The 13,823-nt window shown below is 76.8% G+C and carries 12 protein-coding genes; 7 read left to right on the forward strand and 5 right to left on the reverse strand.

Features of this window, described 5'->3' with window-relative positions; translation table 11 throughout:
- Positions 1 to 6 precede the first annotated feature (6 nt).
- The 3 genes from ACIQVI_RS00775 to ACIQVI_RS00785 all read left to right on the forward strand — a co-directional run bounded on the left by ACIQVI_RS00775 (position 7) and on the right by ACIQVI_RS00785 (position 3,350).
- A complete protein-coding gene (locus ACIQVI_RS00775; protein ID WP_403592165.1) occupies positions 7 to 759 on the forward strand; it encodes an amino acid ABC transporter ATP-binding protein in 753 nt (250 codons plus the stop codon).
- Complete coding sequence (locus ACIQVI_RS00780) at positions 756 to 1,970, forward strand: M20 family metallopeptidase (RefSeq protein ID WP_403589632.1); 1,215 nt, start codon at positions 756 to 758, stop codon at positions 1,968 to 1,970. The genes ACIQVI_RS00775 and ACIQVI_RS00780 overlap by 4 nt, the downstream gene beginning before the upstream one ends.
- Positions 1,971 to 2,051: 81 nt before the next feature.
- Positions 2,052 to 3,350: a cyanophycinase gene (locus ACIQVI_RS00785; RefSeq protein ID WP_403589634.1), complete on the forward strand. Its 1,299-nt coding sequence runs from the start codon at positions 2,052 to 2,054 to the stop codon at positions 3,348 to 3,350.
- A gap of 10 nt (positions 3,351 to 3,360) precedes the next feature.
- Here ACIQVI_RS00785 and ACIQVI_RS00790 read toward each other — a convergent pair whose 3' ends face one another.
- On the reverse strand, positions 3,361 to 4,239 hold the full coding sequence (locus ACIQVI_RS00790) for a MurR/RpiR family transcriptional regulator (RefSeq protein WP_403589636.1): 879 nt from the start codon (positions 4,237 to 4,239) through the stop codon (positions 3,361 to 3,363).
- 97 nt (positions 4,240 to 4,336) lie between these two features.
- Positions 4,337 to 5,044, reverse strand: coding sequence for a methyltransferase domain-containing protein (locus tag ACIQVI_RS00795; RefSeq protein WP_403589638.1), 708 nt, complete (start codon positions 5,042 to 5,044; stop codon positions 4,337 to 4,339).
- A gap of 194 nt (positions 5,045 to 5,238) precedes the next feature.
- On the opposite strand from ACIQVI_RS00795, the gene ACIQVI_RS00800 reads away from it, so the two are divergent.
- Genes ACIQVI_RS00800 through ACIQVI_RS00815 form a run of 4 tightly spaced genes read left to right on the forward strand, consistent with a single transcriptional unit; the run spans position 5,239 to position 10,113 of the window.
- On the forward strand, positions 5,239 to 6,453 hold the full coding sequence (locus ACIQVI_RS00800) for a polyprenyl synthetase family protein (RefSeq protein WP_403589640.1): 1,215 nt from the start codon (positions 5,239 to 5,241) through the stop codon (positions 6,451 to 6,453).
- On the forward strand, positions 6,450 to 8,006 hold the full coding sequence (gene crtI, locus ACIQVI_RS00805) for a phytoene desaturase family protein (RefSeq protein ID WP_403589642.1): 1,557 nt from the start codon (positions 6,450 to 6,452) through the stop codon (positions 8,004 to 8,006). Before ACIQVI_RS00800 ends, crtI begins: the two co-directional genes overlap by 4 nt.
- Positions 8,003 to 9,121: a phytoene/squalene synthase family protein gene (locus ACIQVI_RS00810; protein ID WP_403589644.1), complete on the forward strand. Its 1,119-nt coding sequence runs from the start codon at positions 8,003 to 8,005 to the stop codon at positions 9,119 to 9,121. Before crtI ends, ACIQVI_RS00810 begins: the two co-directional genes overlap by 4 nt.
- 5 nt (positions 9,122 to 9,126) lie before the next feature.
- On the forward strand, positions 9,127 to 10,113 hold the full coding sequence (locus ACIQVI_RS00815; RefSeq protein WP_403592168.1) for a DUF5914 domain-containing protein: 987 nt from the start codon (positions 9,127 to 9,129) through the stop codon (positions 10,111 to 10,113).
- A gap of 30 nt (positions 10,114 to 10,143) precedes the next feature.
- Here the strand turns inward: ACIQVI_RS00815 and ACIQVI_RS00820 are convergent, their stop codons facing one another.
- From ACIQVI_RS00820 to ACIQVI_RS00830, 3 genes are all read right to left on the reverse strand, one after another.
- Entirely contained in the window at positions 10,144 to 11,721 is a 1,578-nt protein-coding gene (locus tag ACIQVI_RS00820) for an FAD-dependent oxidoreductase (RefSeq protein ID WP_403589646.1), read from the reverse strand.
- Complete coding sequence (locus tag ACIQVI_RS00825; RefSeq protein WP_403589648.1) at positions 11,708 to 12,928, reverse strand: lycopene cyclase family protein; 1,221 nt, start codon at positions 12,926 to 12,928, stop codon at positions 11,708 to 11,710. Before ACIQVI_RS00825 ends, ACIQVI_RS00820 begins: the two co-directional genes overlap by 14 nt.
- Positions 12,929 to 13,061: 133 nt before the next feature.
- Entirely contained in the window at positions 13,062 to 13,808 is a 747-nt protein-coding gene (locus ACIQVI_RS00830) for a sirohydrochlorin chelatase (protein WP_403589650.1), read from the reverse strand.
- Between the last annotated feature and the right edge of the window lie 15 nt (positions 13,809 to 13,823).

Raw genomic sequence — 13,823 nt, forward strand, 5'->3', positions numbered from 1 at the left:
ACTCCCATGGTGCGCGCCGAAGGCGTCCGCAAGCGCTTCGGAAGGCTGGAGGTGCTCAAGGGCATCGACCTCACGGTCGACCGGGGCCAGGTCTGCTGCCTGCTCGGCCCCTCCGGCTCCGGCAAGTCCACCTTCCTGCGCTGCATCAACCACCTGGAGAAGGTCGACGGCGGAAGGCTCGCCGTCGACGGCGAGCCCGTCGGACACCGGCAGCACGGGGACAAGCTCTACGAGCTGCGCGAGCGCGAGGTCGCCGCGCGCCGCCGGGACATCGGCATGGTCTTCCAGCGCTTCAACCTCTTCCCGCACATGACGGCCCTCGACAACGTCGCCGAAGCGCCCGTCAGGGTCGCCGGGGTGCCGAAGGCGGAAGCCCGCGACCAGGCCCGGGAACTGCTCGGCCGGGTCGGCCTGGGCGACCGCGCCCGCCACTACCCCGCCCAGCTGTCCGGCGGACAGCAGCAGCGCGTCGCCATCGCCCGCGCGCTCGCCATGAAGCCCAAGCTGATGCTCTTCGACGAGCCGACCTCCGCCCTGGACCCCGAACTCGTCGGCGACGTCCTCGACGTCATGCGGCAGCTCGCCGCCGACGGCATGACCATGGTCGTCGTCACCCACGAGATCGGCTTCGCGCGGGAGGCGGGCGACACCGCCGTCTTCATGGACGAGGGCGTCGTCGTCGAGGCCGGCGACCCCCGCCGGGTCCTCGCCGAGCCGGAGCAGGAGCGCACCCGCGCCTTCCTGTCCAAGGTCCTGTGAGCGCCCCGACCCGCCGGCGGGAGCCGGCCGCCGAACTCCTCGGCGCGGCCCGCGCCCACCGGGCCCGGTACCTGCGCGACCTGGAGGCCCTCGTCTCCATCGACTCCGGCTCCTACAACGCCGAGGGCGTCGACGAGGTCGCCGACTGGGTGCAGCGCCGCCTGGAGGACCTCGGCTTCGACGTCGAGCGCGTCCGCTTCGCCCCGGTGGACGGCCGCCGGTCCGGCGACGCCCTGGTCGGCCGCAAGCGGGGCCGCCTCCCCGAGGCCGAGGGCGGACGCCGGATCGTCCTCGCCGGCCACATGGACACCGTGTTCGAGGACGGCACCGCCGCCGCACGCCCCTTCCGCGTCGACGGGAGCATCGCCTCCGGGCCCGGGGTCAGCGACGACAAGGGGGGCCTGCTCGCGGGCCTCACCGCCCTGGGCCTCCTCGCAGAGCACGGCGAGGACGCGTACGACGAGCTGGTCTTCCTCGCCACCCCCGACGAGGAGATCGGCTCGCCGGCCAGCCGCGGCCTCATCGAACGCACCGCCCGGGGCGCGCACTACGGCCTCGGCCTCGAATGCGCCCGCGAGAACGGCGACCTCGTCATCGCCCGCAAGGGCGTCGCCGACTTCCGCCTCACCGTCACCGGCCGGGCGGCCCACGCCGGCATCGAACCCGAGCGCGGCGCCAACGCCGCCCTCGCCGCCGCGCACCTGACCGTCTCCCTCCAGGCCCTCAACGGCCGCTGGGACGGCGTCACCGTCAACGTCGGCGTCGTCCGCGCGGGCACCCGCGCCAACATCGTCTGCCCCGAGGCCGAGCTGCGCGTCGAGGTCCGCGCCGCCACCACGGACGGCGTACGGTGCGCGGAGCGGGCCATCCGGGAGGCCGCCGACCACCCCGCGGTGCCCGGCACCGGCGTCACCGTCGAACGGCTCGACCTCTGCCCGCCCATGGAGGACACCCCCGCCTCGCGCCGCATGTTCGACCGGGCGCGGCGGGCGGCCCGGTCGGTCGGCGTGGAACTCGGTGCCACGGCCACCGGCGGGGTCGGCGACGCCAACCTGATCGCCGGGGCGGGCGTGCCGGTCCTCGACGGCCTCGGCCCCGTCGGGGGCGCCGACCACACCCCGGGGGAGTGGCTCGACGTCTCCAGCGTCCCCCATCGCGTCGCCGTCCTCGCGGCCCTCGTCGTCTCCCTCGGCGACGCCGGGCACGACTGAACCGTTTCCCCACCCCGCAAAGGCCCCCGCGTGCGTCCCGGCGGGCCCGTTCACCCACCCCACCACCCCCACGGAGGCACCATGCGCGCACCCGCCCGCCCCGCCCGCCGCACCGCCCTCGCCTGCGGCATCGCCCTCGCCCTCCTCACCGCCGTCCCCGCCGCCCAGGCCCGCACCGGCCACCACTCCGCCCGCCCCGGGAGCGCGACGGGCTCCCTCGTCCTGGTCGGCGGCGCCCTCGAGGACGACAACGCGGCGGTCTACGGCGAGATCGTCGAGCGCGCCGGCGGCCCCGCGGCCCGCATCGGCGTCATCACCGCCGCCTCCGTGCCCGAGAGCCAGGACCCGGACGCGGACGACCCGGACCGGTGCGCCAACTCGGCCTGCAACGGCGCCCACTACGCCGGGCTGTTCGAGAAGCACGGCGCCGCCGACGCCCAGTGGATTCCGATCGACCTCGACCACGTCGCCAATGCCGACTCCGACGCCGTCGTCGCCCAGGTCGAGTCCATGACCGGCTTCTTCTTCGGCGGCGGCGACCAGTACCGCTACGTCACCACCCTCCTCCACGGCGAGAAGCACACCGACTCCAAGGTCCTCGCCGCCATCCGCGCCAAACTTGCCCGGGGAGCGGTCGTCTCCGGATCCTCCGCCGGAGCCCAGATCGCCTCCGGACCGGACATGGTCAGCGGCGGCGAATCGTACGAGGGGCTCCGCGACGGCAGCGCCCCCGGCTACTTCGACGACCCGACCCGCCTCGGGTACATCCCGGAGGGCGGCTTCGGCTTCCTGCGCTCCGGGCTCGTCGACACCCACACCGGCGCCTACGGACGCGAGGGCCGCGCCCTGCGCCTGGCCGCCGACACCGGCCACGACCGCGTCTACGCCCTGGAGGAGAACACCGCCCTGGTCGTCGACGCCCCCGGCAGCCGCAACGAGCGGATGACGGTGATCGGCACCCAGGGCGTCGCCGTCCTCGACCTGCGCCGGGCGCGCGCCCGCACCACGGCGGCCGGCTGGTCCCTGCGTGACGCCCGCTACACCTACCTCACCGACGGCGACCGCTACGACGCCCGCACCTGGACGCCCACCGTCGCCCCCGGCAAGAGGCCCCTCACCGCCCGCGCCACCGGCCCCGTCCCGGCCAACACCGACGTCTTCCACTCGGTGGCCAACCCCGACGGCCCGTCGTACTCCTTCCGCGCCACCGCGCGCGAACTCGCCACCCGGACCCGGCGGACCGCCACCGCCACCACCTTCGAGACCGGCCCCCGCTTCACCGTCACCTTCGGCAGGACCGGCGGCTCCGGGGCCTGGACCACCGACGGCACCACCCCCCGGACGCTCGTCGGCCTCCGGATCGACATCGCGCCCCGCTGACCCCCGCGCGTCAGAGCAGACCGGCCCGCCGCGCCACGTCCTCGGCCCGCTTCATCCGCTCGTGACCGTCGCCGCCGACCCGTTCGAGGACGGCGGCGATCAGCGCCTCGATGAGCGCCACGGCCGGAGTGAGGCTGTCGTACGGCGAGTCCGAGGCCACCTGGCTGATCAGGACGACGTCGGCGTGGGCCGCCGCCGGCGACAGCCACGGGTCGGTGAACACGACCACCTTGCCGCCGCGCTCGCGGGCCAGCTCCGCGATGACGGTCTTGTCGGTCTCGTAACGCCGGTAGTCGAAGACGACGGTGACGTCACGGCGGCCCAACTGCGCCAGGAAGGAGGCCCGTTCCACGTCCCCGTCCGGCAGGAAGTCCACCTGGTCGCGGAACTGCGTCAGGTGCAGCCCCAGATACCGGGCGAGCAGGTGCGTGAACCGGCCCCCCGCCACGTGGACGCGGCGCCGGGGATCGGCCAGGAGGTCCACCGCGTCCTCGAACTCGTGCGGCGCCAGCTCCTTGAAGGTCTGGGACACCGCCTGCCGCACGAGCGCGAGCCGCTCCCCGAGCCGGTGCGGGTCCGCGCCGTCCGCGTCGCCGGACGCCTCGCGCTGCGACGAGCCGCCGGTCTCGTACAGGGTGATCGGCGAGGCGGTCCGCACGTCCAGCTCGGCGCGCAGCGCGGCCTGGAGGTCGGGGAACCCCTTGTACCCGAGGCGCGACGCGCAGCGCAGCACCGTGGGCGCGGAGACCGAGGCGCGCTCCGCGATCGTCGCGACCGTCTCGAAGACCGCCGCCGGATACCCCGCGAGCAGCACCCGCGCGACCTTGCGCTCGGCGGGGCTCAGGTCACCGAGCCTGCTCCGGATCTCGTCGGCCAGCGTGGGGCTCACGGGCTTCCCTTCCTCGACCGTACAGACGGCGTGCTTTCCGGGGCCAAATGTATCGCCTGTTACGCCCCGGCCACAGGCCCGGCCGGAAGGGGGCCGCTCAGCCCCGCACGCCCGTGAACGTGTGCGTGATGCCCGTCTGCCAGCCCGGCTGCGGCAGTACCCGCACGTCCGTGAAGCCCGCGCGGCGCAGCCGGTCCGCGAAGGCGGGCGCGGTGTCGAAGTCGAGGACGCTGCGCCACAGGTGCCGGTAGAGCGCCTCGTCCCCGTGGCGGCGCCCCCACGGCAGGACGACCGCGCGCATCACCGCCGACCACACCGCCCGGTGGACCGCCGGGCCGCCGAGGGCGTACTCGTGGACGACCAGGCGCCCGCCCGGCCGCAGCACGTCCCGCACCCCGGCGAGGGCCCCGTCGGGATCCGCGACGTTGCGGAAGAGGTAGGCGGCGAACACCGCGTCGTACGGGCCGCGCACCCCGGCCTCCGCCATGCCCTCCACGGGTGCGTGCACGAAGGAGACGCCCGGGGGCCACGGCTTGTCCCGCGCCCGGTCGAGCATCCCGGCGGACGCGTCGACCCCGGTGACGGACGCCCCGGGCGCGGCCCGGAGCAGCGCCCGCGTCGACGCCCCCGTACCGCAGCCGAGGTCGAGCACCGACCACCCCCGGCCGCCGTCGGGCAGGGCGAGGCGGCGGGCGGAGCGGAGCAGGTGCCGGTGGTAGCCGGGGCTCGCGGAGGTCATCCGGTCGTAGGTCCGCGAGGCGTGGTCGAAGGCGTGGGCGAGGTCGGCGTCTCGCAACAAGGACATGGTCCGCTCCTCCGCTGGGGTTCTCGTCCACCGGAGTCTTCCCCGCCGGATCCCGTTCACGGCGCCACCCCGCCGGGGACGGCGGCCGGTGATTGGGCCGGGCGGCCCAAGGAACGGTGCATCCGATCTCCCCGGCGGTACTGAATGACCCGTGAGGACGAAGAGATGCCGCCCGGCGAGCGAGGGGTGAACCGATGCGCGTGCCCGATCCACTTCAGGTAGACGAGGGGGTGCCGGCCGCCGTCGAGGAGCGCCTCGCCGCCGTCCTCCGGCAGCGGACGGCCGACGCGGCGGACGCCGACCCGGACTTCGCGTCCGACATCGCCGACCGGGTCGCCGCCTTCGCGCTCGGCGGCGGCAGGCGGCTGCGCGCCGAGTTCCTGTGGTGGGCGCTGCGGGGCAGCGGCGGCGGGACGCGCGAGACGCCGGCGGCCCTGGGGGTCGCGGCGGCCCTCGAACTGATCCAGACGTGCGCCCTGATCCACGACGACGTGATGGACGGCTCGCCCCTGCGCCGGGGGCGCCCCTCCGTCCACGTGCAGCTCGACGCGCGGTTCGGCACGGGGGAGCGGGCGCTGCCCTGCGGCACGTTCGGCGGCGCCGCCGCCGTCCTGGCCGGGGACCTGGCCCTCGCCTGGGCCGACGACGCCTTCGCCGAGGCCGTGGCGGGGCTGCCGTCCGCGCCCCGGGCGACCGGGGTCTGGCGGGTGATGCGCACGGAGATGGTCGCGGGCCAGTACCTCGACCTGCGCGCCCAGGTCACCGGCGACGCCTCGGCCGAAGGGGCGGCCCGCACGGCCGTCCTGAAGACGGCCCTCTACTCGATGGGCCACCCCTTGGCCCTGGGCGCCACCCTCGCGGGAGCGCCCGACGGCACGGTCCGCGCGCTCCGCGAGGCGGGCCGCTCCGCCGGGCTCGCCTTCCAGCTCCACGACGACGTGCGGGGCGCCTTCGGCGACCCGGCGGCCACCGGGAAGCCGGTCGGCGAGGACATCCGGGAGGGGAAGGCGACCTACCTCCTGGCCGTCGCCGGGGAGCGGTGCGCCGAGCTGGGCGACCGGGCGGGGCTCGGACTCCTGGAGCGGATCACCGGCGGAGCCCGTACGACCGAGGAGGACGTGGACCGCGCGCTCGACCTGCTCGTCGCCTGCGGGGCCCGGGACCGGGTCGCCCGGCGGGTCGAGGAGCTGTGCGCCCGGGGCGCGGAGACGGTGGCGCGCGCCGGGCTCGCACGGGAGGCGGCGGACCGGATCGCGCACCTCTTCGCGGCGGCCTGCGGAGTGGAGACGAGCGCCGGCCGCACCCCCGCGTCGGCGACGGGCCCCGGCCGCGCCACCGGCCCGGCACCGGAACCACCCGTCCCCTCCGTCCCGCCCACCCTCCCGGTGCTCATCGGGGAGGCCCGGTGAAGGCGATCGCGGGGCCGACGGACCACGTCGTCGTGGTGGGCGCGGGGCTCTCCGGGCTCGCCGCCGCCCTCCACCTGCTCGGCGCCGGACGCCGGGTGACCGTCGTCGAGCGCGACCCGCTCCCGGGCGGCCGCGCCGGACGCCTCGACCTCGGCGGCTACCGCACGGACACCGGGCCCACCGTCCTCACCATGCCCGACATCCTCGACGACGCCTTCCGCGCGGTGGGCGACTCCCTGCGCGAACGGGTCGACCTCGTGCCCCTCCACCCGGCCTACCGGGCGCTGTTCGCCGACGGCACCCGCCTCGACGTGCACACCGACCCCGAGGCCATGGAGACGGCGGTCGCCGCCTTCGCCGGGCCCCGCGAGGCCGACGGGTACCGGAGGCTGCGCCGCTGGCTGGAGGAGCTGTACGCGGTCCAGATGCGCCGCTTCATCGACGCCAACTTCGACTCCCCCCTCCAGCTCCTCCACCCCGACCTCGCCCGGCTCGCCGCCCTCGGCGGCTTCGGCCGGCTCGACCGGGCCGTGGCCCGCTTCCTCTCGGACGAACGGCTCCGGCGCGTCTTCTCCTTCCAGGCCCTGTACGCGGGCGTGGCACCCTCCCGGGCCCTGGCCGCCTACGCGGTGATCGCCTACATGGACACGGTCGCCGGGGTGTACTTCCCGCGCGGCGGGATGCACGCCGTACCGGCCGCCATGGCGGACGCGGTGGTACGGGCCGGCGGCACGGTCCGGTACGACGAGCCGGTCACCGCGCTCGAACGCCGGGGCGAGCGCGTCACCGCCGTCCTCACCGAGCACGGCCGGATCCCCTGCGACGCGGTCGTCCTCACCCCCGACCTGCCCGTCGCCTACGGCCTCCTCGGGCAGGAGCCCCGCCGCCCGCTCCGGCTGCGGCACTCCCCGAGCGCGGTCGTGATCCACGCCGGGACGGACCGCACCTGGGACCACCTGGCCCACCACACGCTCTCCTTCGGGCACGCGTGGGAGGGCACCTTCCACGAGCTGATCGACCGGGGGCGCCTGATGAGCGACCCCTCGCTGCTCGTCACCCGGCCCACGGCCACCGACCCCTCCCTCGCCCCGCCCGGCCGCCACCTGCACTACGTCCTCGCCCCCTGCCCGAACACCCGCGTCGGACCGGACGCCGCCCACTGGGGCGACCTCGGCCCGCGCTACCGCGACGCGCTCGTCCGCGAGCTCGAACGCCGGGGCCTGGAGGGCTTCGGCGCGTCGATCGAGGAGGAGGCCCTGGTGACCCCGGCGGACTGGACGGCCCAGGGGCACGCCGCAGGCACCCCCTTCTCCGCCGCCCACACCTTCGCCCAGACCGGCCCCTTCCGGCCCCGGAACCTGGTGCGGGGCACGGCCAACGCCGTCCTCGCGGGCTGCGGCACCACCCCCGGCGTCGGCGTCCCCACGGTGCTGATCTCCGGGAAGCTCGCCGCCGCGCGCATCACCGGCGGCGCCGCCCGCACCGGGCGGCGCCCCGCGCGGCCCGGCACGGACCGGACCCGGGTGCCCGGAGCGAGCGGGGCCGCGCGATGACGGCCCGGGAGCTGGACGCCGCCGGCATCACCGACCCGCGCCTGCGGGCCGCGTACACCGCCTGCCGGCGCCTGAACGCCCGCCACGGCAGGACGTACTTCCTCGCCACCCGCCTCCTGCCCGTCGACCGGCGCGCGTCCGTCCACGCCCTGTACGGCTTCGCGCGGCGCGCCGACGACATCGTCGACGACCTGGGCACCGACGCCCCCGCGGAGGAGCGCGCCGCCGCCCTGGACGTCCTGGAGAGCCAGTGGCGGCACGCCGTCCAGGGCGGGGAGGTCCGCGAACCGGTGGTGATGGCGGCGGCCGACGCCCGGGCCCGCCACCACATCCCGGAGCGCCACTTCACCGACTTCCTGACGTCGATGCGCAGCGACCTGACGGTCGAGCGGTACCCGACGTACGCCGACCTCCACGCCTACATGCACGGCTCGGCGGCCGTCATCGGGCTCCAGATGGTCCCCGTCCTCGGCACCGTCGTCCCCCGCGCGGAGGCCGAGCCGTACGCGGCGGCCCTCGGCCGGGCCTTCCAGCTCACCAACTTCCTCCGGGACGTGGGCGAGGACCTCGACCGGGGGCGCGTCTACCTGCCCCTGGACCTCCTCGCCGCGTACGGGGTCGACCCCGACCTGCTGATGTGGAGCAGGCTGACCGGCTGCCGGGACCCCCGGATCACCGCCGCGCTGCGGGCCGCCGCCGCCCTGACCCGGGGCGTCTACCGCGAGGCCGAGCCCGGCATCGCCCGGCTCGCCCCCGTGTCCGCGCCCTGCGTGCGCGCCGCCTTCGTGCTGTACCGCGACATCCTGACGGCCATCGAGCGGGACGGGTACGCGGCGGTGCACCGCCGGGCGGTCGTCGGCCGCCGCCGCAGGGCGGCCGTCGCGGCGCGCGGCCTGGTGGGCGCGCTCGCCGCCCGCACCCTGCCGGACCGGTCCCGCGCCGCCTCCGCCGCCGTCCCGGCCGTGCCGCGCACGGACGTCCGCAGGACGTGGGCGAGGAGCGGGGCCGAACTCGACCGCACGAGGCGGGCGACGGAGACGGCGGAGAAGACGGGGACGACGGAGACCGCGGAGATCGCGGAGACGACGCGGACGACGGGAGGCGGCGAGCGGTGAGCGCGATGCGGAGGCCGGAGATCCCGCTGCGGCTGCGCCGGAACCCCGTCTCCTGGGAGCGGCAGCGGCCGACGTGGCGGGACGCCAAACCGGCCCTGATCGCCGAGGCGCTGGACCGGTCGAAGGCCCGCCCCTCGGGCAACTGGTTCGTCGTCGGCGCGAGCCGCGACCTCGGGGAGGGCCGGCCGCTCGGACGGACCGTGGCGGGCACCGAGATCGTCCTGTGGCGCGACGCGGAGGGCACGCCCCACGTGGGCCCGGGCGCCTGCCCGCACCTGGGGGCGCCGCTGAAGGACAGCGTCGTGCGGTGCGGGACGCTGATCTGCCACTGGCACGGACTCGCCCTGGACGGCGGCCCCTTCGCGGGCTGGGCGCCGTGGCCCGTCCACGACGACGGACTGCTGCTGTGGGTCAGGCTCGACCGGGCGGGCGGCGAACCCCCCACGGAACGGCCCCTCGTGCCGGAGCGCCCGCCGGCGGCCGGAGCGGTCGGCGCCGTCTACACGGGCGTGGGCACGTGCGAGCCGGAGGACGTCGTCGCCAACCGCCTCGACCCCTGGCACGGCGCCTGGCTCCACCCGTACTCCTTCGTCGACCTGGAGGTCCTGCGGACCCCGACGGAGGAGGACGACGAGCTGGAGGTCGAGGTGTCGTTCAAGGTGGCCGGACGGGTCGTGGTGCCCGTCCGGGCCGTGTTCACCGCGCCGGACCCGAGGACGGTCGTCATGCGGATCACGGCGGGCGAGGGCACGGGCTCGGTGGTCGAGACGCACGCGACGCCCCTGACGGCGGCGGGGGCCCGGCGCCCGCGCACCGCCGTCGTGGAGGCCGTCGTCGCCGGTTCGGACCGGCGGGGATTCGCCGTGGCCCGCCTGGCGGCCCCGCTCCTCCGCCCGGCGATGCGGGCGGCGGCGGGCCGCCTGTGGCGCGACGACCTGGCGTACGCCGAGCGGCGCTGGTCGCTGCGGGCACGGGGGCTGTTCCCGGGCTGAACGACCGGGTCCCGGCCCACCGAGCCCCGTTCAGTACTCCCCGTACGCCCGGGCCGCCGCCCTCAGGACCGCCGACCGGCCCCGCCGGGGCACCGTCCACAGGGTCTGGCCCCGCAGGCCCCAGCGCCACAGGTGGGCGTTGGCGGCCAGGAAGCCGGTGGTGGCGGCCCGCTCCATCAGGGCCACCGGGAGGTCGGTGCGGACCAGGTCGCCCGCGACGGTGACGGTGGGGTCGGAGGTGTCGACCGAGGGCCGGTCCGCGTGGCCGCCGACGGCGAACAGCGGGCAGTCGTCCCGCCACTCGTCGCGCCGGTCCACGATCCGCGCGGCCGCCGTCTCCGGATACACGCGGTGGAGCCGCTCGACCAGCTCCCGCGCGACCGGTTCCGGACCCGCCGCCGCGTCCGCCGCGTAGGCGTGGAGCTCGACCACGGAGCCGCCGGTCTTCGCGGCCCAGCGGGCGGCCTCGCCCTCCCAGCGGTCGAGGACGCTGATGTTGTCCAGGGGCCCGTGGCCACCGGTCCCGAGGAAACCGGGCCGGTCCGGGGCCACGGGACGGTCCAGCCAGAGCCGGGTCACCAGGAAGGGCGGGGCCGTGCGCAGGGCGGCGACCCGGGCGCGCCAGGCCTCGTCGCACAGGGTGGGCGAGGCCGCCGCCACGGCCCGGAGCCCGGCGGTGTCGAGCGCCAGGACCAGCGCGTCGACGCGCTCCGCGCCGCCCGGACCGTGGACCAGGTGGCCCCCGCCCGGCACGGCCTCGACGCGGTCGACGGGGGCGCCGGTGCGGATGTCGGCGCCGTGGCCTTCGAGGTAGCGGGCGAGGGGCTCCCAGAGGGCCTGCGGATAGGGCTCGTCGGGCACGTCGAAGAGCAGCCCCTCGGAGGAGCCCAGGAAGTAGATGTGGAACATCAGGGCGAGTTCGGCCGCCGACAGCTCCCCGGGGTCGGCGAAGAAGCTGCGCGAGAAGACCTCGAACGCGAGATGCCGGGCCTTCTCCGGGAACCGGATCCGGTCGAGCAGTTCCCGGGCGCTGACGTCGTCGTACCGCTCGTGGACGCCGGGGAGGCGCACGTCCAGGAGGGGCAGCGCCGCCCGGGGGTTCATCCGGGCCAGGTCCCGCGCGCCGAAGGAGGGGCTGAGCGCGGCGAACCCCACGGCGCTCCACGGCGGCGTGCGGGGCACGCGCGCGAAGCTGTCGTACAGGCCCGAGCCGTGCAGCAGGGGGTAGTCGGGCAGCGGCCGCAGCCGCTCCAGGCCCGGGTCGACCCGCCGCAGCAGGCCGCGCAGGTTGTAGTACTGGCGGAAGAACGCGTGGAAGCCCCGGCTCATCGTCGCGGCGGAGCCGTCCGCCAGCTCCACGGGCCATCCGGCGAGCCGCCCGCCGAGCGACGCCTCGCGCTCGTACAGGGTGACGCGCACCCCGCGCTCCGCGAGGACGGTCGCGGCGGCGATGCCCGCGATCCCGCCGCCGACGACGGCGCAGCGCGGCCCGTCCCGGTCCGCCCGGTCCCGTCCGGGGTGGGCGGGCAGGACGACCGCCCGGCGGTCGCGGCCGCGGCGCCGCGCCGCGGCCCGCTCCGGGCCCGAGGGGTGTTCACGGCCGGTCATCGGGGGCCTCCTGGTGCGGTCCCGGCCGGGGGCGCCGGGGGAGTAGGGGGACTTCGGCCGCCGTGCGGAGCATGGCGGGGACGGGCGTGCGCAGCCCGATGGAGAACTCCTCGGCCGGGCCGGTGGCGCCGTCGAGGAAGCGGAGCAGGCGCTCGCAGGGGACGCGGGCGAAGAGCCCGGTGAAGAAGGCCGGGCCGTCGATCCGGCCCGTGTCGAGGCCGCGCAGCAGGACGGAGTCCATCGCGAGCGCCCGGGAGGAGTACGCGCGCGGGGGCAGCGGGCGGCGGCCCCCGTGCAGGGCGTCCGCGACGGCCCGGGCCTGCCGCTGGATCGCCGCGAAGGCGTACCCGGTGGAGGGACGGACGGCCCCGCCCGCCGCCCCGACCCGGAAGACGTGCCGCCCGGCCGCGCGGGGGTGGCGGCCGTCGCTCATCGGGATGACGCCCTGCTCGGTGTCGCGCACCCGGAACGGGCCGAGCCGCAGCACGTCCCGGGTGTACGAGGCCAGGGCCCGGTCGTAGGCGGCGGTCGTCAGCGGGGCCCGGCCGAACTCGGTGTACTCGACGAGCGCCTCGTACGGGCCGGTGGGGAGGACGTAGCCGAAGGAGAGGCCGTACGCGGGCCGGGGCGTGCGGAAGTCCATCAGCTCGACCACGTCCGGCGTGAACACCGGGCGTTCGGTCCGCACGAACCAGCCCCGGAAGTGCTGGAGCAGGGCGGTGCGCGCGGGCGGCGCGGCGGCCGGCGGCCGGGAGTCGAAGACCCAGCGGGCCCGGAGCCGCGAGACGGTCCCGTCGGCCGCGCGGCAGCTCACGACGGCGCCGTCCGGCCCGTCGGCCACCTCCTCCACGACGGCCTCGACCCGGCGCAGCGCGGAGAGCCTCGGCCGCAGGCCCCGCTCGAAGTCCCCGGAGCGCAGCATCTTGTACCGCAGCCCGCCGAGGGGACGCACGGGGCCGGACCCGTCGGGCCCCCGCACCCGCAGCCCGCCCCAGCTCGCGGTCAGGAAGGAGTCGTACGCGCCCGGCCCGGCCTCCCAGAAGCACCAGGTGCGCTCCGGGGGCCGCAGCGGCCCCGGCGGCGCCTCCACGAGGGTGACCCGGGGGGCGGGGACGCCGTCCGGAGGAGCGAGCAGCCGCCACGCGAGGGAGAGCCCGGCCGCACCGCCCCCGACGACGACCACCTCGGCACCGGCGTCCACGGCCACCCGTCACCCCCCTCACGTCACCTCGGAAGCGGTCCCGGTGGGTCTACCCGGGAACGGGGGCGATGCGCGGCCCCGTGCTGCATTCGGCCCACAGGGGGGCGGCGGATGCGGGGTGGGGAGAGGTGCCGGAAAGTCAGACGGCCGCCGCCGTCACCCGTTCCGCCGCCCGCGCCGCGCCGTCGTACCGGGCGAGCAGCAGCCGGGCCAGCTCGGGGGAGGGGCCCAGGACGTCGGCCAGGACGTCCGCCTCCGCCGCTCCCGCGGCGATCCGGTCCGGGAGGCGCCCCGGCGCGATCACGTACGGGGCGACGGCCACCCGCCGGACGCCCGGCTCGGCGCGCAGGGCCCGTACGGCGTCCTCCGTGCGCGGAAGGGATGCGGAGGCGAACGCGGGCCGCACGGAGCACCAACCGGTGCGCCGCAGCTCCCGCGCCGTTTCTGCGATCACCGCGATCGCCTCCGGGTCGGTGGAGCCCGCCGAGGCCAGGACGACCCCGGTCGCGCTCTTGTCGCCGGGCGCGAGCCCGGCCTCGTACAGCCGCCGTTCCACCGCCGCGATGAGCAGCGGCGACGGTCCCAGGACCTCCGCCTGCCGGATCCGCAGCGAGGCGGGGGCCTGCCGCAGGACGGCCGGCACGTCCGCCTTCGCGTGGAAGGCCCGGGTCAGGAGCAGCGGCAGCGCCACCACGTCCCGGATCCCCTCGGCGGCGAGCCGGTCGAGGACCCCCGTCACCGACGGCAGGTTGAAGTCCAGGAACGCCGTCTCCACGCGCAGTCCCGGCCGCAGCGCACCGGCCCGGCGCACCAGCGCCTGGACGGTGGCGGCGTGCCGCGGGTCGCGGCTGCCGTGGGCGATCACGAGGAGGACGGGGCGGTTCATGGTGGTTCGGCTCAC

Source organism: Streptomyces sp. NPDC098101, from assembly GCF_044760185.1.
GTDB lineage: Bacteria > Actinomycetota > Actinomycetes > Streptomycetales > Streptomycetaceae > Streptomyces.